This is a genomic window from Shinella sp. 838, assembly GCF_029623935.1.
GTDB lineage: Bacteria > Pseudomonadota > Alphaproteobacteria > Rhizobiales > Rhizobiaceae > Shinella.
This window is the reverse complement of the sequence record NZ_JARSBQ010000002.1, coordinates 529,170-547,890: the sequence shown is the minus strand read 5'-3', so window position 1 is coordinate 547,890 and position 18,721 is coordinate 529,170. Positions and strand designations below refer to the sequence as shown.

At 64.7% G+C, this 18,721-nt stretch carries 17 protein-coding genes; 7 read left to right on the top strand and 10 right to left on the bottom strand.

Features of this window, described 5'->3' with window-relative positions; translation table 11 throughout:
• Positions 1 to 162: 162 nt before the first annotated feature.
• Positions 163 to 1,089, top strand: a complete 927-nt coding sequence (locus tag P9A16_RS10305) for a Gfo/Idh/MocA family protein (RefSeq protein WP_023512330.1) — start codon at positions 163 to 165, stop codon at positions 1,087 to 1,089.
• 51 nt (positions 1,090 to 1,140) lie between these two features.
• On the opposite strand, the gene P9A16_RS10300 is transcribed toward P9A16_RS10305, so the two are convergent.
• The 4 genes from P9A16_RS10300 to P9A16_RS10285 form a co-directional block, all read right to left on the bottom strand.
• Positions 1,141 to 2,436 (bottom strand): MFS transporter, encoded by a 1,296-nt coding sequence (locus P9A16_RS10300; protein ID WP_023512331.1) that lies wholly within the window; start codon positions 2,434 to 2,436, stop codon positions 1,141 to 1,143.
• A gap of 89 nt (positions 2,437 to 2,525) precedes the next feature.
• Complete coding sequence (locus P9A16_RS10295; protein ID WP_023512332.1) at positions 2,526 to 2,927, bottom strand: MarR family winged helix-turn-helix transcriptional regulator; 402 nt, start codon at positions 2,925 to 2,927, stop codon at positions 2,526 to 2,528.
• Between the two features lie 53 nt (positions 2,928 to 2,980).
• Positions 2,981 to 3,430 carry a DNA polymerase III subunit chi gene (locus P9A16_RS10290; RefSeq protein WP_023512333.1) on the bottom strand — a complete coding sequence of 150 codons (450 nt, stop codon included), beginning with the start codon at positions 3,428 to 3,430 and terminating at the stop codon, positions 2,981 to 2,983.
• 7 nt (positions 3,431 to 3,437) lie between these two features.
• Positions 3,438 to 4,928 carry a leucyl aminopeptidase gene (locus tag P9A16_RS10285; RefSeq protein WP_023512334.1) on the bottom strand — a complete coding sequence of 497 codons (1,491 nt, stop codon included), beginning with the start codon at positions 4,926 to 4,928 and terminating at the stop codon, positions 3,438 to 3,440.
• 267 nt (positions 4,929 to 5,195) lie between these two features.
• On the opposite strand from P9A16_RS10285, the gene lptF reads away from it, so the two are divergent.
• The 6 genes from lptF (at position 5,196) to rsmA (ending at position 12,818) form a co-directional block, all read left to right on the top strand.
• Complete coding sequence (lptF, locus tag P9A16_RS10280; protein WP_023512335.1) at positions 5,196 to 6,380, top strand: LPS export ABC transporter permease LptF; 1,185 nt, start codon at positions 5,196 to 5,198, stop codon at positions 6,378 to 6,380.
• Positions 6,377 to 7,459, top strand: a complete 1,083-nt coding sequence (gene lptG / locus P9A16_RS10275; protein WP_024271293.1) for an LPS export ABC transporter permease LptG — start codon at positions 6,377 to 6,379, stop codon at positions 7,457 to 7,459. Before lptF ends, lptG begins: the two co-directional genes overlap by 4 nt.
• On the top strand, positions 7,459 to 9,789 hold the full coding sequence (locus P9A16_RS10270) for an LPS-assembly protein LptD (RefSeq protein ID WP_023513991.1): 2,331 nt from the start codon (positions 7,459 to 7,461) through the stop codon (positions 9,787 to 9,789). Before lptG ends, P9A16_RS10270 begins: the two co-directional genes overlap by 1 nt.
• Before the next feature lie 145 nt (positions 9,790 to 9,934).
• A complete protein-coding gene (locus P9A16_RS10265; protein ID WP_023513992.1) occupies positions 9,935 to 10,873 on the top strand; it encodes a SurA N-terminal domain-containing protein in 939 nt (312 codons plus the stop codon).
• Positions 10,874 to 10,956: 83 nt separating this feature from the next.
• Positions 10,957 to 11,991, top strand: coding sequence for a 4-hydroxythreonine-4-phosphate dehydrogenase PdxA (gene pdxA / locus P9A16_RS10260; protein WP_023513993.1), 1,035 nt, complete (start codon positions 10,957 to 10,959; stop codon positions 11,989 to 11,991).
• Positions 11,991 to 12,818 (top strand): 16S rRNA (adenine(1518)-N(6)/adenine(1519)-N(6))-dimethyltransferase RsmA, encoded by an 828-nt coding sequence (gene rsmA, locus P9A16_RS10255; protein ID WP_023513994.1) that lies wholly within the window; start codon positions 11,991 to 11,993, stop codon positions 12,816 to 12,818. The genes pdxA and rsmA overlap by 1 nt, the downstream gene beginning before the upstream one ends.
• A 180-nt stretch (positions 12,819 to 12,998) precedes the next feature.
• On the opposite strand, the gene gmk is transcribed toward rsmA, so the two are convergent.
• From gmk to fabG, 6 genes are all read right to left on the bottom strand, one after another.
• Entirely contained in the window at positions 12,999 to 13,658 is a 660-nt protein-coding gene (gene gmk / locus P9A16_RS10250; protein ID WP_023513995.1) for a guanylate kinase, read from the bottom strand.
• A gap of 3 nt (positions 13,659 to 13,661) precedes the next feature.
• Positions 13,662 to 14,549, bottom strand: coding sequence for a YicC/YloC family endoribonuclease (locus P9A16_RS10245; protein ID WP_023513996.1), 888 nt, complete (start codon positions 14,547 to 14,549; stop codon positions 13,662 to 13,664).
• 237 nt (positions 14,550 to 14,786) lie between these two features.
• A complete protein-coding gene (gene mltG, locus P9A16_RS10240; protein ID WP_023513997.1) occupies positions 14,787 to 15,968 on the bottom strand; it encodes an endolytic transglycosylase MltG in 1,182 nt (393 codons plus the stop codon).
• 118 nt (positions 15,969 to 16,086) lie between these two features.
• Complete coding sequence (gene fabF, locus P9A16_RS10235) at positions 16,087 to 17,346, bottom strand: beta-ketoacyl-ACP synthase II (RefSeq protein WP_023513998.1); 1,260 nt, start codon at positions 17,344 to 17,346, stop codon at positions 16,087 to 16,089.
• A 106-nt stretch (positions 17,347 to 17,452) separates the two neighbouring features.
• Positions 17,453 to 17,689, bottom strand: coding sequence for an acyl carrier protein (locus P9A16_RS10230; RefSeq protein ID WP_018327362.1), 237 nt, complete (start codon positions 17,687 to 17,689; stop codon positions 17,453 to 17,455).
• Positions 17,690 to 17,972: 283 nt separating this feature from the next.
• Positions 17,973 to 18,710, bottom strand: coding sequence for a 3-oxoacyl-[acyl-carrier-protein] reductase (fabG, locus tag P9A16_RS10225; RefSeq protein WP_023513139.1), 738 nt, complete (start codon positions 18,708 to 18,710; stop codon positions 17,973 to 17,975).
• Between the last annotated feature and the right edge of the window lie 11 nt (positions 18,711 to 18,721).

The following is an 18,721-nucleotide window of genomic DNA, read 5'->3' as shown; positions in this document are numbered from 1 at the left end:
GCCCGGTTTTCCCGGCCTGAGGGCCTGCATTAGACGAAAGGCGAATACGGCTTCGGCCGCATTGCACAAACGATAGGCAGATATGGGCGCAACCGCGCCCTTGCCCCCTTCGGCGGTTCTGCTACAACAGCGCCAAATCATCATACAAATGAGGGCGGAGCCATGTCCCCGATCAATCTCGCAATCGTCGGCGTCGGCAAGATCGTGCGCGACCAGCATCTTCCGGCCGTCGCGAAGAATGCCGACTACAAGCTGATCGCGGCGGCGAGCCGCCACGGCACGGTCGATGGAATCGACAATTTCAAGTCGATCGACGAGATGCTGGCCAAAGTGCCCGCCATCGATGCCGTCTCGCTTTGCATGCCGCCGCAATATCGCTACGAGGCGGCGGAAAAGGCACTTTCGGCCGGAAAACACGTCTTCCTGGAAAAGCCGCCGGGCGCGACGCTCTCCGAAGTCGCCGACCTTGAGGCACTGGCGGCATCGAAGGGCCTGTCACTCTTTGCCAGCTGGCATTCGCGTTACGCACCGGCCGTCGAGGCGGCCAGGGCCTTCCTCGCCGGCACGACGATCCGTTCCATGCGGGTGATCTGGAAGGAGGACGTGCGCCACTGGCATCCGAACCAGGAATGGATCTGGCAGGCCGGCGGCCTCGGCGTCTTCGATCCGGGCATCAACGCGCTCTCCATCGTCACCCATATCCTGCCGCGCCCGGTCTTCGTCACCGCGGCCACGCTGGAGTTCCCGGAGAATCGCGATGCGCCGATCGCCGCCGCGATGACCTTCACCGACGCCAGGGGTCTCGACCTCGCCGCCGAGTTCGACTGGCGGCAGACCGGCAAGCAGAGCTGGGACATCATTGCGCAGACCGAGGCGGGCGAGATGGTCCTGTCGGAGGGCGGCGCAAAGCTCTCCGTCGACGGCAAGCTGGTGCATGACGAGCCGGAACAGGAATATCCGACGCTCTACAGGCGCTTCGCCGACCTGGTGAAGACCGGGCAATCGGACGTCGATCTCGCGCCGCTGCGCCACGTCGCCGACGCCTTCATGCTCGGGCGGCGCAAGTTCGTCGACATGTTCTACGATTAGCCTGCATGCAAAGGCCCGCCTCCCGGCGGGCCTTCTCCGTCAGGGCTTCGTTCACCCCGCCTGCGTGGCGAGCGGGGCCGGATCGGGACGCTTGAGGAACAGGACAGAAAGCGCCGCAAGAAGGCACATCAGGCCGGCGATCTGCAGCGCGGGCATGTAGGTGTCGTAGTCGCTCTTGAGATAGCCGGCACCGAAAGCCGCCGTTGCCGCACCGAGTTGGTGGCCGGCAAAGACCCAACCGAAAACGAGGCCGGCCTTTTCGCGGCCGAAATTCTCCGCGGCGAGCTTGACGGTCGGCGGCACGGTGGCAACCCAGTCGAGGCCGTAGAAGACGGCGAAGACCGACAGCTCCACCACACTGAAACCGGAAAAGGACAGGTAGAGCAGCGAGAGGCCGCGCAGCCCGTAGAACCAGAAGAGCAGAAGGCGGTTGTCGTAGCGGTCGGAGAGCCAGCCGGCAAAGACGGTGCCGAAGAAATCGAAGATGCCGATGACAGCAAGCGTGCCGGCCGCCGTGACCGCCGCCATGCCGAAATCGCCGCAGATCGAAATCCAGTGCGTCTGGATGAGGCCATTGGTCGAGAGGCCGCAGACGAAAAACGTGCCGAACAGCACCCAGAACACCGCGTTGCCGGAAACGCTCTTCAGCGTGACGAGCGGCGCAAGCAGCGTGGCGCGAAGATTGTGATCCTGCTTCGGCGGACGGACGACCGCCGTCTCGCCATAGGCGGGCAGGCCGAGATCGGCGGGATGATCGCGCATCAGGAGAAGGACGAGCACCATGGCCGCGGCGATGACGGCGACGGCGAGCGTCAGGGCCGCGCGCCAGCCATAGGCGTCCGTAAGCGCCGCGAGCAGCGGCAGGAAAACGAGCTGACCGGTGGCGCTGCTTGCCGTCATCAGGCCGACGACGAGGCCGCGGCGTTTCGCGAACCAGCGCGCGGCGACAGTCGCTCCCAGCACCAGCGCCGTCATGCCAGTGCCGAACCCGACGACGACGCCCCAGAGCAGCAGTAGCTGCCAGACCTCCGTCATGAAGAAGGAGGCGACGATGCCGCCCATGATGAGGGCGAGCGCCGTCGACACCACCTGGCGGATGCCGAAATGGTTCATGAAGGCGGCGGCGAACGGGCCGAGCAGGCCGAAGAGCACCAGCCGCACGGCCATGGCCGAGGAGATGTCGGCAATATCCCAGCCGAACTCCTCGTGCAGAGGCTGGATCATGACACCGGCCGAGCCCATCGCGCCGGCGGTGGCCAGCATGGTGAGGAAGGTGGTCGCGGCCACCATCCAGCCGTAGTGAAGATTGCGGCCGGCCATCCAGCGGGCGACGCCTGTCGAGAACATCCGTAAATCCCTTCCCACCTGCGCTATGCAGCGCAATTTTCGGGTATATGCCCGCATTAGCGGGCATATACCCCTTTCAAGCCAAAAACTCAGAGCGCCGCGAGCAGTTCCCGCAGCCGTTCCGTACCGTCGGGACCCAAGCGGGCTTCGATCGCGTCCTGCACGCCATCCCATAGCTGCGAGCCTTCACGCAGCACCGCGTGGCCGGGTTCTGCGATGGTCAGAACCGCCTCGCGCTGGTCCTTGCCAGGCTGGATCGCAATCAGCCCCATGCGCTCCAGCACCTTGGCGTTGCGGCCGACCGTCGACCGGTCGAGCTCGACGCGCGCGCCGAGATCCGTCAGCGAGACGGGTGCCATGCGATGGATGTTTCGGAGCAGGCTGAACTGCGCGATGTTCACCCCCAGCGGCGCCAGCGCCTCGTCATAGTAGGACGAGACCCGTCGCGAGGCCTTGCGCAGCACGATGCAGTGACAGAGATCCCTGGACATTTTTTCGGGTATATACCCACAAACTCCCGGAAGCAAGGCCTGCCGCAACGCGGTCAGGCCTTCTTCATCCAGCGGCCGTCGCTGTTCTGCTGCCAGTAGGTGAGCTGGTGCCCCTCGCCTTTCAGGCGTTTCCAGTGTTCGCGCGCCGTTTCCACCTCGGCCTGGTCGTAGCCGTCGAACATGAAGATGACGCGTTCATAGGCATCGAGCGGCGGCGGCGCGGCACCGGCGACGAGGAAGCGCACCGTCGCGCCGTTCGCATTGTCGAATGCGGTGGTCAGCAGCACCGGCTGCTCGGCGGGAAAGGCCTGCTCGTCGGTGCCATGCGGCAGGAAACTGTCCTCGCGGAAGGTCCACAGATGCGTGTCGAGCGCATCGCGGCGCTCCGCGTCGCCGGTCTGCACGACGACGCGCCAGCCGCGCTCGAGGCTCTTGTCGACGAGCGGCGGCAGCGCATCCTCGAGCTTCGATTCGGTCAGGTGGTAGAAGAGGACTTCGCTCACCCTCTCCTCACCCTTCGTAGTTCGCGCGCACCAGCTCATCCAGCAGGCGCACGCCGAAGCCCGAACCCCAGGACTGGTTGATCTCGTCGGTCGGCGAGCCCATGGCGGTGCCGGCGATGTCGAGATGCGCCCAGGGCGTGTCCTTGACGAAGCGGTGCAGGAACTGCGCGGCGGTGATCGAGCCGGCATAGCGGCCGCCGGTGTTCTTCATGTCGGCGAACTTGCTGTCGATCATCTTGTCGTATTCGCGGCCGAGCGGCATGCGCCACAGGCGCTCATTCGTCGAAAGGCCGGCGGCGGTGAGGCGCGCGGAGAGCGTGTCGTCGTTGGAGAACAGGCCGGCATGGTGGCTGCCGAGCGCAACCATGACCGCGCCGGTCAGCGTTGCGAGGTTCACCATGAACTGCGGCTTGAAGGTCTCGTTGCAGTACCAGAGCGCATCGCACAGCACGAGGCGGCCTTCGGCATCGGTGTTGATGACCTCGATCGTCTGGCCGGACATCGACTTGACGATGTCGCCCGGGCGCTGGGCGTTGCCGTCGGGCATGTTTTCCACAAGGCCCAGAATGCCGACGACGTTCGCTTTCGCCTTGCGGGCGGCAAGCGTGTGCATCAGGCCGATGACGGCGGCAGCGCCGCCCATGTCGCCCTTCATGTCCTCCATGCCGGCGGCCGGCTTGATCGAGATGCCGCCCGTATCGAAGACGACGCCCTTGCCGATGAAGGCAATCGGCCGATCCTTGTCCTTGCCGCCCTTCCACTGCATGACGGCAAGGCGCGGCGGGCGCACGGAGCCCTGCGCGACGCCGAGCAGCGCCGCCATGCCGAGCTTCTTCATCTCGCGCTCGGTGAGAATATCCACCTCGACGCCGAGTTTTTCGAGCGCCTTGGCCTTGTCGGCGAACTCGACGGGGCCAAGCACGTTGGCCGGCTCGTTGACGAGGTTGCGGGCGAGAATCACGCCCTCGGCGACGGCATCGGACACCTCGTTCGCCTTCTTGGCTGCGCTCGCCACGGCGGTGACGACCGTCACCTTGACGGCCTTGCCGTTCTTCGCCTCGTCGTCGTCGCTCTTCTTCGTCTTGTAGGTGTCGAAGCTGTAGGCGCCGAGCTGCATGCCGAGGGCGAAATCGGCGGCGTTCTTTGCCGTCACGGTGGCGCCGGGCGCATCGAGATAGATCGTCACCTTCTCGGCGCGGCCAATCCTGCCGGCAGCGGCGCCGCCGGCCTTCAGCCAGTCGTGAGCCACCAGCTTTTCCGCCTCGCCGAGGCCCAGCACGAGGATGCGGTCGACAGGGGCGCCGTGCGGCGCCAGAACGTCGAGCGTCTTCAGCGCCTTGCCCGAAAATTTCGCAACACCCGCCGCGCGGGTGACGACACCTTCCGGATCGACCTCGCCGAGACCGGCCGGGGTCTCGTTCGCAATCTGCAGGAGGATCGCAAGGCCGCCCGAAGCGCGTGCCGTCTTTGCGAAACCGATGTCGAATCTGGAAGCCATGACTTACTCCGAATGAATGCCGGCAGGCCTGTCATCCCGCCAGGGAGGCCGCCAATCTCATCAATTCCTTGTCGCTTTTGCGGCGCTTGGCAAGATGCGACACCTTGTTTACAGATGGTTAGGCATGCTTGTTCGCCATAAATTTTCCTTGGCCGGAGAGACTCCCGCCTATGGCATCAGCCTGAAGAAAGCTTATATGCCCATGGCTGTTCCGATGGGTGCCCCCGCACGAGGCCGGAGCCGCTTGTCGGAAACGCGGACGAAACGATGAAACTGATCGAGCGCTATATCCTGCGGCGGGCGTCGCTCATGTTCGTCGCCACGCTTGTGCCCCTGCTCGGCATCGTCTGGGTCACGCAGGCGCTCGGCAGCATCAATCTCGTCACCGACAGCGGCCAGTCGATCTTCGCCTTCCTGAAGCTGGCGTCGCTGGTCCTGCCTTCGGTCATCCCGATCATCCTGCCCTTCGCACTCGTTATCGGCGTGTCGCAGACGCTGACCGTAATGAACTCCGATTCGGAGCTGACCGTGCTGAATTCGGCCGGCGCCTCGCGCATGACGATCATCCGGCCCGTGATGATCCTCGCCGTGGCGATGAGTTTCGTCTCCTTCGCCGTCGACAACTTCGTCGAACCCTATTCGCGCACCGCCGTGCGCAAGATGATCGCCACGGCCCACGCCGACATGCTGTCCGCCGTCGTGCAGGAAAACACCTTCCGCAAGATCACCGACGGCCTCTATGTGCAGGTGGCGGAGCGGCGCAATGGCGGCGTGCTCTCCGGCCTCTTCGTCGCCGATACGCGCGACCCGCGCTTCGAGCTCGTCTACTATGCCCGGGAGGGCGCGGTGGACGAGAACAGCTCGGCGCTCGTCATGAAGGACGGCGAGGTGCACCGCAAGCTGCCGGACGGCAACGTCTCGATCATCAAGTTCGATTCCTATGCCTTCGACCTTGCCGACCTCACCCAGAGCGTCGGCAAATCCAACATCAGGGCCAAGGATCGCGATCTCATCTATCTCTTCGACCCGGATCCCAACGATCCGCAATACAAGAAGAACCCCGGCGCCTTCACCGCCGAGATCCACCGCCGCTTCACCGAATGGCTCTTCCCGGCGGTCTTCGGCCTCATCGCGCTCGTCGTCAGCGGCGATGCCCGCTCGCACCGCGAGGCGCGCGTCCATCCGATGATCACGGCGCTGCTGACCGCCCTCTTCGTGCGCTGGACGAGCTTCTACGCATCGAACAACGCGGACGATTCCGCCTTTTATATTCCCATCATGTATCTCATTCCGGCCATCACCGCGGCGCTGGCGATCCGCTATCTCGGGCGCAACAAGAGCCTCGACATTCCCGTGACGCTGGGCGAGCGGCTGACGGACCTGCGCGACCGGCTCATGACCCGCTTTTCGCGGGCAGGCTCCACCCCCGCCGGCGGGAGCGGCACGCCATGATCCCGACGCTCGGCTTCTATTTCTTCCGCCGCTACATCATCACCACCGTCTGGTTCCTGCTCGGCATCTTCTCGCTGATCTTCATCATCGATTTCAGCGAGATGTCGAACCGTGTCGGCGTGCTGCCGGGCTATACCATCACCAGCGGCCTCCTGGTGACGGCGCTGCGCATCCCGACCATCCTGATGCAGACCGTGCCCTTCGTCGCGCTCTTTGCCGGCATGGCAGCGCTGATCTCGCTCAACCGGCGCTACGAACTCGTCGTCACGCGCGCGGCGGGCATTTCGGTCTGGCAGTTCCTGCGCCCCTTCATCATCGGCGCCTTCCTGTTCGGCATCACCGCCGTACTCGCCATCAATCCGATCGCCGCCTGGGGCTCGAAGAAGGCCGCGGAGCTGGAAGCGGGCTGGGGCGCCAGCAACGCTGCACGCACCGAGACCTCCGTACCGTGGCTGCGCCAGATCTACGGCAACGACCAGGCGATCATCGGCGCCAAGGCCGTTCTCGACGGCGGTACGCGCCTTGTGAACGTCACCGTTATCCACTTCGATCCCGACGGCCGCATCGTCCTGCGGCAGGACGCCGATTCGGCGACCTTGGAAGATGGTTACTGGTTGCTTAAGAACGTGCACGAGACGCGCAACGGCGAATTGCCGGTCCGTCTCGACGAGGTACAGCTTCGTACCAACCTGAAACGGGAATTCGTTCAGGAGAGCCTCGAAAAGCCTGAATCCATTCCGTTTTTGAGCCTTGGACGCAAGATCGAGGCGGCCAAGTCCTTCGGCTTCCCCACGGATGCAATGGAAACCCAGTTCCATTCCATGCTGTCCCTGCCGCTGCTTCTGGTTGCCATGACGCTGATCGCAGCCTGTGTATCATTGAAATTTAGCCGGTTTAATCAATCGCGTGCGGTGATTCTGGGTGGCATCCTGTCGGGCTTCATGCTTTATGTCGTCACCGTGCTTGTGAAAGCATTCGGAAGCAGCGGTGTTGTACCTCCGTTCGTTGCGGCCTGGCTCCCAGTGGTCGTCGCAATGTCCTTGGGCGCGACGATTCTTCTCCATCAGGAGGATGGCTAGTGGCGGCAGGCGACCGCAAAACGAATCGGTGGTTGAAAGCCGCCCTGCTTGCAGGTGCGGCCATGTGCGCCATCGTGTCCGCGCTCCCCGCCCGGGCGCAGGCACCCGACATCCAGTCGATGGAACCGAAGATTTCCGACGACGCCAAGCTGCTGCTGGCGGCCAACGAGCTCGTCTATAACAAGGATACGGAAAAGGTGATCGCCCGCGGCGCGGTGCAGATCAACTATGGCGGCTACAAGCTCGTCGCGCGCCAAGTCGAGTACAACCAGCAGACCGGCCGCCTGACGGCGCATGGCAATATCGAGCTCATCGAGCCGACCGGCAATCGCGTCTATGGCGACGAGATGGACCTGTCGGACGATTTCGCCAACGGTTTCGTCAATGCGCTGCGCATCGAGACCACGGACCTTACCAAGCTGGCGGCAACCAGCGGCGAGCGCGTCAACGGCGAGGAGATGATCCTCAACCACGCCGTCTACACCGCCTGCACGCCCTGTGCCACCAACCCCACGCACCGCTCGCTCTGGCAGGTCAAGGCCGAGCGCGTCGTGCAGAACGGCCGCACCAAGACCATCCGCATGGAGCGCGCGCGCTTCGAGATGTTCGGCAAGCCGATCGCCTATATTCCCGTGCTGGAAGTGCCGGACCATACGGTCAAGCGGAAGAGCGGTTTCCTCTTCCCGCAATTCAGCTACGAGCAGAAGCTCGGCCTCGGCATCACGACGCCCTATTATTTCGCCATCGCGCCGGACATGGACGCGACCCTCTCGCCGACCGTCCTGACCCGTCAGGGCTTCCTCGTCGAGGGTGAATTCCGCAAGCGCTTCCACAACGGCCAGATCACGCTGCGTGCTGCCGGCATCGACCAGTGGAACCCCGGTGTGTTCACCGCCGGCACGAGTGACCGGCGCGACGACTTCCGCGGCATGGTTGCCTCCGAAGGCCGCTTCAAGATCAATCCCCGCTGGTCCTTCGGCTGGGATGTCATGGCGCAGACCGACAACAACTTCTCGCGCACCTACGATCTCGATGGCCTGGAAGACCGTATCCACGTCAACCAGATCTACCTGACCGGCCTTGGCGACCGGAACGTCTTCGACCTGCGCTCGTTCTATTTCGACGTGCAGGACGCCGATCCGCAGGACCGTCTGGAGCGCAAGCAGGCGATCGCCCAGACGCTCGACCACGAATATATCGTGCCGCAGCCGGTGCTTGGCGGCGAGCTGTCGATCACCACGAACATCACCAATGTCGAACGCGACCTGCGCGACGCCTACAGCGTGCGCGGCAACGACCGCTTCCGCGGCCTTGCCGGCGGCACGACGCGGCTGACCAGCGAGGTCGAATGGCGGCGCCAGTTCGTCGTGCCGGGCGGCCTTGTTCTGACCCCCCTGCTCGCGGCGCGCGGCGATATCCACCGCCTCGACATGACCGACCCGGGCCTCGGCTATGCCGGCAACTATGTCGACGACAACAGCACGACCCGCACGATGCTGACCGCCGGCCTCGAAGCCCGTTATCCGATCCTGGCGACGACCGACTACAGCACGCATCTCTTCGAGCCGATCGCACAGATCTACCTGCGTCCGGACGAAGACCATGCCGGCGGCCTGCCGAACGAGGACGCCCAGAGCTTCGTCTTCGACGCCACCAACCTCTTCGAGCGCGACAAGTTTTCCGGCTTCGACCGGATCGAGGGCGGTTCGCGCGCCAATCTGGGCCTGCGTTATACCGGCACCTTCGACAACGGCCTTCGCCTGCGCTCGATCATCGGCCAGTCTTTCCATCTAGGCGGCGTGAACTCCTTCGCAACGCCCGATCTCGTCAATGTCGGCGCCAATTCGGGCCTGGAGACGGATTCGTCCGACTATGTCGGCATGGCCGGCATCGATCTGCCGAACGGCCTGTCGATTGCCCACAGTGCGCGCCTCGACAAGGATGACTTCTCGATGCGTCGTGCCGACACCTCGGTGCGCTTCGACGGTGCCCGCTTCGAGACGGAAATCACCTATACGCGCATCGCCGCGCAACCGGCCTATGGTCTGGCGGACGATTCCAGCGAAATCCAGAGCGCCGCGGCCTTCAAGTTCCAGGACTACTGGTCGGTGTTCGGGTCGCTGACCTACGACATCAAGCGCCAGAGCCTGTCGCGCAACGGCATCGGCTTCTCCTATGACGATCGCGACACCGTGTTCTCGATCGTCTACGAGCAGACGCGCGACAAATCCGGCACGACGGCGAACGACTGGTCGATCGGTGCGCGGCTGATGTTCCGCACGCTCGGCGACATCAATGTCGGCGACACGACGCTGACCGGCTTCGAGTAAGCGTCGCCGCGCTCTTGTCATCGTTTGGCCGCATGTATTATGCACATCCGGGAGAAACGCCCGCCGGTGAAGGCCTCCTGCGTGGACGGCATTCCCGCACGAACGACACCGGTGCGCGCGAAATGGGTTTGGGAAAGGGACTGGCATGACGGGCAGACACTCTCTGGTTCGCTCCATGATGATGGGCGTGGCACTTGCCGCTGCGGCGACGATCGCGGTTCCGGCCGGCACGGTCCAGGCCGCAAGCGGCATCGTGGCCGTCGTCAACAACACGCCGGTCACCTCGGGCGAGATCGAGCGCCGCGCCGCCTTCCTGCGCCTGCAGCGCGCCGGCGGGAACCTGCGCGCCAAGGCTCGCGAGCAGATGATCGACGAAGTGCTCAAGCGCACGGAGATCCTGCGTCTCAAGATGTCCGTCAGCAGTTCCGAGGTGGAGGCCGCCTATGCCCGCTTTGCCGCCTCCAACAAGATGTCGACACAGCAGCTCGGCGAGATCCTGAACCGCGCCGGCGTCGGTTCGGATCACTTCAAGCAGTATATCGCCATCCAGATGAGCTGGCCGCGCGTCGTCAATGCCCGCTATGGCGCCGCCAAGGACAGCAAGACCCTGGTCCAGCGCATGCAGGAGAACGGCGGCAAGAAGCCGGTCACCACCGAATATTTCCTCAAGCAGGTCATCTTCGTCGTGCCGGAAAAGCGCCGCAACGCCATTCTCGGCAAGCGCAAGCAGGAAGCCGAAGCCTCGCGTTCGAAATTCCCCGGCTGCGAACAGGCCAAGGTCTTCGCCGCAACCATGCGTGACGTCTCGATCCGCGATCTCGGCCGTGTCCTGGCGCCGGAGATGCCGGAAGACTGGAAGCCGTTCATCGAGAAGGCGAACGGCATGACGACGGGCACGCGCGTCACCGAGCGCGGCGTCGAATACCTCGCTATCTGCAAGAAGCGCGAGGTCAACGACGACGTGGCGGCCGAAATGGTCTTCCGCGCTGAGGACCTCAGCAAGGCCAAGAGCAACGAAGGCGACGAGAACAGCGAGAAGTACATCGCCGAACTGCGCAAGAAGGCGACGATCACCGAACGTTGATACCCGGAGCTCCGCCCGGCGCTTCCCATGAAGCGCTGCTGCAGAGGCGTTCCCCTTTCAACCCGCTGACCGGCAGGGTCCCCATGACGACGACAAGTTTTCCTCCGCTGGCGCTCACCATGGGCGATCCGGCGGGGATCGGGCCGGATATCACGCTCGCCTTGTGGTCGGCCCGCAGGGCGCTCTCCCTGCCGCCCTTCCTTTTCATCGGCGATGCCGCCGTGTTGCGCACACGCGCCGCAGCTCTCGGGATCGATGTCACCGTCGCGCTGGCGGAGCCGGAAACGGCAACCGCCCTCTTCCCGGACGCCCTGCCGGTGCTTGCCTGCGACTGCGCCGTGCCGGCTGTCGCCGGCTCGCCCGATTCCCGCAACGCCGCCGCCATCACCGGCGCGATCGAGACCGCGGTCACGCTGACATTCGCCGGCCGCACCGCCGCCGTGGTGACGAACCCGATCGCCAAGGCCGTGCTCTACGATGCCGGCTTCGGCTTTCCCGGCCATACGGAATTCCTCGCCGACCTCGCTGCGCGGAAAACGGGACGACAGGCCCTGCCCGTCATGCTGCTGGCCGGGCCGAAGCTGCGCAGCGTGCCCGTCACCATCCACATTCCCCTGAAGGATGTGCCGGACATGCTGACGGAAGAGTTGATCGTGGAGACGGCGACCATCACCGAGCGCGACCTGCGTCAGCGCTTCGGCATCGCGCGTCCGCGCCTAGCGCTTGCCGGGCTCAACCCGCATGCCGGCGAAGGCGGTGCGCTGGGCCTTGAAGACGATGCCATCGTGCGCCCGGCCGTGGAGCGGCTGCAGGCAGCCGGCATCGACGCGGTCGGCCCGCTGCCGGCCGACACGATGTTCCACGACGCCGCACGCGCCACCTATGACGTCGCGCTCTGCATGTATCACGACCAGGCGCTGATCCCTGCCAAGGCGCTCGGCTTCGACGATTCCGTCAATGCTACGCTTGGCCTGCCCTTCATCCGCACCTCGCCGGATCATGGAACGGCCTTTTCGCTGGCCGGCAAGGGCATCGCCAAGCCCGACAGCCTGCTCGCCGCCCTTCGCCTCGCCCACGACCTCGCCCTACATGAACGGGCCGCAAAGGAGACCGCCTGATGGCTGCACTCGACGGGCTGCCGCCGCTTCGCGACGTCATCCAGCGCCACGGGCTGGATGCGAAGAAGGCGCTTGGCCAGAACTTCCTGCTCGACCTCAACCTCACCCAGAAAATCGCCCGCACCGCCGGCCCGATCGAAAACCATACGGTGATCGAGGTCGGTCCCGGCCCGGGCGGCCTGACGCGCGCCATCCTGGCGCTCGGCGCAAAGCGCGTGATCGCCATCGAGCGCGACGCGCGCTGCCTGCCCGCGCTCGCTGAAATCTCGGAGCACTATCCGGGCCGTCTGACGGTCATCGAAGGGGACGCGCTGAAGACGGATTTCGAGGCGCTGGCGCCGGGCGAACCGGTGCGCATCATCGCGAACCTGCCCTACAATGTCGGCACGCAGCTCCTCGTCAACTGGCTGCTGCCGAAAGCCTGGCCGCCCTTCTGGGAATCGCTGACGCTGATGTTCCAGCGTGAGGTGGGCCTGCGCATCGTGGCGGAAGAGAACGACGACCACTACGGTCGGCTCGGCGTGCTCTCAGGCTGGCGCACCCATGCCCACATGGCCTTCGACGTTCCGCCCCAGGCTTTTACCCCGCCACCGAAGGTCACCTCGTCGGTCGTGCATCTGGAACCGGTGCCCAACCCCTTGCCCTGCGATGTGGCCGCGCTGGAGCGCACCACCCATGCCGCTTTCGGCCAGCGCCGCAAGATGCTGCGCCAGAGCGTCAAGTCGCTCGGCGGCGAGGCCCTCTTGGCGCGCGCGGAGATAGACCCGCAGCGACGGGCCGAGACGCTGAGCGTGGAAGAGTTCGTACGGCTGGCGAACGCGTTGTAGGCTTTAAACAGCCCCTCATCCGGCCTGCCGGCCACCTTCTCCCCGCAAGCGGGGCGAAGGGATAGGCCGATCCGTTTTCCTCAACCAAGGCCCGTTTGCAGGGCAGGTCCCCTCTCCTGGCTTGTGGGGAGAGAGTTAGGCTGAGGGGCAATCCCACGGAAAGAGGATGCGAACGAACGCCTACAAAGCCGGCTTTTCCGTCACCAGCTTCGTCACGAACTCGAACAGGCCATGCCGCCGGTCGCGGCGCAGGCGTTCGGCCTTGACGATGCTCTGCACGGCGTCGAAGGCGACGGAGAGGTCGTCGTTGAGGATGACGTAGTCGTATTCCCGCCAGTGCTCGATCTCGGCACGGGAATTGGCGAGACGGGTCTGGATGACCTCTTCCGTATCCTCGGCTCTCCGGTGCAGTCGCGATTGCAGCTCCGTCATCGAGGGCGGCAGGATGAAGATCGAGACCACGTCGGCCGGCATCTTCTCCTGCAGCTGCTGGGCGCCCTGCCAGTCGATGTCGAACAGCATGTCGCGGCCGGCGGACATCGCCTCCTCCACCGGCTCGCGCGGCGTGCCGTAGAAGTTGCCGTGCACCTCGGCCCATTCGAGCAGCGCATCGCTGTCGCGCAGCCGCTCGAACTCCTTGTGGTTGATGAAATGGTAGTGGCGCCCGGCGATCTCGCTGGCCCGGCGCTGGCGGGTCGTGACGCTGACCGACAGGCTGAGTCCGGGATCGGCCTCCAGGAGATTGCGGGCGATGGTCGACTTGCCGGCGCCCGACGGCGAGGAGATGACGAGCATGAGCCCGCGGCGTTCGATTTGGATATGCTTCGACGGCTCGGCCATGGCCTACTCCAGATTCTGGACCTGTTCCCTGAACTGATCGATGACGACCTTCAGTTCGATACCCGCAGCCGTTACAGCAGCGGCGTTCGACTTGGAACAGATCGTATTCGATTCCCGGTTAAATTCCTGTGCGAGAAAATCGAGCTTGCGGCCGATCGGCCCGCCTTCGGTGATCAGCTCCCGCGCCGCAGCGACGTGTCCCTTCAGCCGGTCGATCTCCTCGCGCAGGTCCGCCTTGGTGGCAAGCAGCGCCGCCTCCTGGTGCAAGCGGTCGCGGTCGAGCGCCGTCGTTCCCTGCAGGAGCACGGCGACCTGGGCCGAAAGCCGCTCGGCAATGGCCGAAACGCTGCGTGAGGGATCGGCCTCGACGGTCGCCGTCAACGTCTCGACGCGGGCGACCTGGCCGAGCAACACCCCGGCAAGCGCCACGCCCTCCTTGCAGCGCATCTCGGCAAGACAGCGGATCGCCTCCAGGAGCCCCGTGCGGATATCGGCATCGCGCGCCACGCGCTCGGCCTCGCTCTCGTCAGCCTCGCGGAAATCGACGACGCCGCGCATGGCGAGCAGCGTGTCGAGCTTGAGCGGCGCCGGATCGATCATGCCGGCCAGCTGCTCGCGCAGCGCCAGCACGGCCGCAAGCGCACCCTGGTTCACCACCGCCTCGACCTGGGCTTCGCTGACGCTGACGGAGAGGCCGATCTGGAGATTGCCGCGCGCGAGGGTCTCACCTGCAAGGCGCCGCACATCGCTCTCCAGCGCCTCGAAGCCGGGTGGCAGGCGCAGCCTGATGTCGAGACCCTTGCCGTTGACCGAGCGAAGCTCCCAGACCCAGCGCGTGCGCCCGCTGGTTCCCTCGACCCGCGCAAAGCCGGTCATCGATTGCAATGTCATGTCGTCCTCCTGTGGCGCCCGGCGACGGCAGGTCAAGCCGGAAGGCGGGGCAGCCGAAACGCGCGGCAGGCGCGAAAACCATCCCCCAAAGTGGAGCAGTTTCACGGGGTTGGAAACGGGGGAGCGCCGGGAACGATACGCGATCCACATCAAAGGTGGGGATGAACCGGAAAGCATGCCCCGGAATACGAAAAGGCCCCGGATTTGCCGGGGCCTTCAGCATGAAAAAAGGCGTTCTTACTGCGAGCCTGCCGCTTCCGCCTCTTTGGCGGCTTCGGCCGCCTTTTCCGCTTCCAGCTTGCGCCAGCGGCGGACATTCTGGTTGTGCTCGTCCAGCGTCTCGGCGAAGACGTGACCGCCCGTGCCGTCGGCGACGAAGTAGAGATCCGGCGTGCGCGACGGATTGGCGACCGCCTCGAGGGCGGCACGGCCCGGATTGGCGATCGGCGTCGGCGGCAGGCCCTTGATGATATAGGTGTTGAACGGCGTCTGCTTCTCAAGATCCGACTGGTAGATCGGGCGGTCAGCCGGCTTACCGTCGCCACCGAAGATGCCGTAGATGATCGTCGGATCGGACTGCAGGCGCATGCCCTTGTCCAGGCGGTTGAGGAAGACCGAGGCGACGCGCGGCCGCTCGTCGGCCCGGCCCGTCTCCTTCTCGACGATCGAGGCGAGCGTGACGAACTCCTCGCGCGTGGCGATCGGCAGGTTGTCGTCGCGGCGCTCCCAGATCTGGTCGATCAGCGCCTTCTGCGCATCCTGCATCTGGTGCAGGATGTCGCCACGCTTCGTACCGCGGGAGAACTTGTAGGTATCGGGCATCAGCGAGCCTTCGGCCGGTAGGTCGGCCGGCAGATCGCCTTCGAGTACCGGATCGTCGGACAGGCGCTTGAAGATCTGCTTGACCGTCAGCCCCTCCGGCACGGAGACGCTGTAGAGGATCGACTTGCCCGACTTCAGGAGTTCGACGATCTCGCGCATCGTCGCACCGGACTTGATCTCGTATTCGCCGGCCTTCAGCGTCTCGCCGTCGAGATAGATGCGCGAAAGCACACGGAAGACGCGGCTGTCCGTGATGATGTTGTTGCGCTCGAGATTGGCCGCGATCTCGTTCGTGCCGGCGCCGCCACGCACGATGAAGTTCGTGTTGGCCGTCAGCGGGCCCTGTTCCTCGTAGCTCTTCACGCCGTAATAGAAGATGCCGATGCCGATGATCGTGGCGAAGACAACCACGGTCATGACGAAATTCAGGAAGATGACGATCTGGCTGCGCGCCTTGCGCGAGCGGCGCTTGCTCGGCGGCTGCGGCACCTGTTCCGGCCGGAGGGCCTCATTGGCGGACTTGGGAATGATGCGCGACTGGCCGGAGGCCTTGCCGCGGCCAAACTGCGTCTCGCCGGGTTCGTTCGTGTCGCTCACGGACTGTCCTCATGTTCGGGCATTGCTCGACTGTCTTCCAGCAGAGCAATACGGCAAAAGCAGGATGGGCCTGCCCTGCGCATTCGGGTGTGTAGCGTGCCGGGGCAGAAGTCCCGGTTCAGGCGTAGCGCTTGAGAACCAGCGACGCATTCGTTCCGCCGAAGCCGAACGAATTGGACAGCGCCACGTTGATCTCGCGCTTGCGCGCCTTGTGCGGCACCAGGTCGATCGCCGTCTCGACGTCGGGATTGTCGAGGTTCAGCGTCGGCGGAGCGATATTGTCACGGATCGCCAGCGCCGTGAAGATCGCCTCGACGGCGCCGGCGGCGCCGAGCAGATGGCCGATCGCCGACTTGGTGGACGACATGGAGACGCGCGATGCGGCATCGCCGACCAGACGCTCCACCGCACCAAGCTCGATCGTGTCGGCCATGGTGGAGGTGCCGTGTGCGTTGATATAGTCGAGCTCGCTTGCCGGAATGCCAGCGCGCTTCAGCGCCATCTGCATGCAGCGATAGGCGCCATCGCCGTCTTCCGACGGCGCGGTGATGTGGTAGGCATCGCCCGAAAGACCGTAACCGACGACTTCGGCGTAGATCTTCGCGCCGCGCGCCTTCGCGTGCTCCAGCTCTTCCAAGATGACGACGCCGGCGCCCTCGCCCATGACGAAGCCGTCGCGGTCGCGGTCATAGGGCCGCGAGGCGGCGGTCGGGTCGTCGTTGCGGTCGGTGGAGAGCGCCTTGCAGGCGGCAAAGCCGGCGAGCGCGATGCGGCAGATCGGCGATTCGGCACCGCCCGCCACCATGACGTCAGCATCGCCCAGCGCGATCAGGCGGCTGGCATCGCCAATGGCGTGCGCGCCGGTCGAGCAGGCGGTGACGACGGAATGGTTCGGGCCGCGCAGCTTGTGCTTGATGGAGACCTGGCCGGAGGCGAGGTTGATCAGGCGGCCGGGAATGAAGAAGGGCGAGACGCGGCGCGGACCCTTGTCGCGCAGCGTGTAGCCGGCCTCGACGATGCCATCGAGGCCGCCGATACCCGAGCCGATGAGCACACCGGTCGCGATCTGGTCCTCGTCGGTCTTCGGATGCCAGCCGGCGTCTGCCAGCGCCATGTCGGCGGCAGCGACGGCGTAGACGATGAAAGGATCGACCTTGCGCTGCTCCTTCGGTTCCATCCACTGGTCGGCATTGTAGGTACCGCCGGTACCGTCGCCGAGGGGAATGGAGCAGGCTATCTTTGCAGGGAGGTCATCGACCTCGAAGGTGGTTACCCTGGCAGCGCCGCTGCGGCCTTCGAGAAGCCGGCTCCAGGTAACTTCGGTGCCACAGCCAAGCGGGGATACCATGCCGGTACCCGTGATAACGACACGCCTCATCGTCCGTGATCCACCCTTATGTATTCTATGTCTATTGCCCCAAGAGGAGGTGCGGCCCGGGAAGGCCGGGACGGGCCACCCGAAGGAGGCCCGCCGGAATGTTCGATCAGGCCTGGGCCTTCTCGATGAACTTGACGGCGTCGCCGACCGTCAGGATCGAGTCAGCCGCATCGTCCGGGATCTCGACGCCGAATTCTTCTTCGAACGCCATGACCAGTTCGACGGTGTCGAGCGAGTCCGCGCCAAGATCATCGATGAAGCTTGCGCCTTCGCTGACCTTTTCGGCGTCAACACCCAGATGATCAATGACAATTTTCTTTACGCGTTCTGCTACGTCGCTCATGTCGGATTCCTCGACCTTTGTTTTTGATCGGCGCCTGTCACGGCACCGGACACTCAACACGCCCGATGTGCCTCAAGAACACATCCGGCAATCCCTTCAACTGGCAATGCGGCATTGACGATACTGTTGCGTACCGCCTGAACGCGCGAGGCATTTGCCGATCGACTGCTGACAGTCATGGCCCGATTAACACGGTTTAAGTCTGCCGCAAAGTCCGAAAATGCCCGGCGCGCCAGCGGTCAACATGCTATTCGTGCTGCAACGCCGGGCACTTGGCCCTGTATCAGATCATCGCCATGCCGCCGTTCACATGCAGCGTCTGGCCTGTCATGTAGGACGCTTCCGACGAGGCGAGATAGGCGACGGCGGATGCAACTTCCGCGCCGGTGCCCATGCGCTTCATCGGAATGGCGCCCATGATGGCTTCCTTCTGCTTGTCGTTCAGCTTGCCGGTCATCGCGCTTTCGATGAAGCCGGGCGCGACGCAGTTGACCGTGACGTTGCGGGTGGCGATCTCCTGCGCGAGCGACTTGGTGAAGCCGATCATGCCGGCCTTGGAGGCGCAATAGTTCGCCTGGCCCGGATTGCCGGTGACGCCGACGACGGAGGTGATGTTGATGATGCGGCCGTAGCGGCGGCGCATCATCGGATGGGTGAGCTCGCGCGTCAGGCGGAACACGGCCGTGAGGTTGACTTCCAGAACCGCATCCCAGTCGTCGTCGCTCATGCGCACGAAGAGACCGTCCTTGGTGATGCCGGCATTGTTGACGAGGATGTCAACGCCGCCGAGATCGGCTTCCGCCTTCTCGCCCAGCGCCTTGACTTCGGCGCGGTCGGAGAGGTTTGCCGGGAAGATGTGGACGCGCTCGCCAAGCTCATTGGCAAGCGTTTCGAGCTTTTCGACGCGCGTGCCATGCAGGCCGACGATGGCGCCCTGGGCATGGAGGATGCGGGCGATCTCTTCGCCGATGCCACCGGAAGCGCCGGTAACGAGAGCCTTGCGGCCGGAAAGATCAAACATGGTTCCGTTCC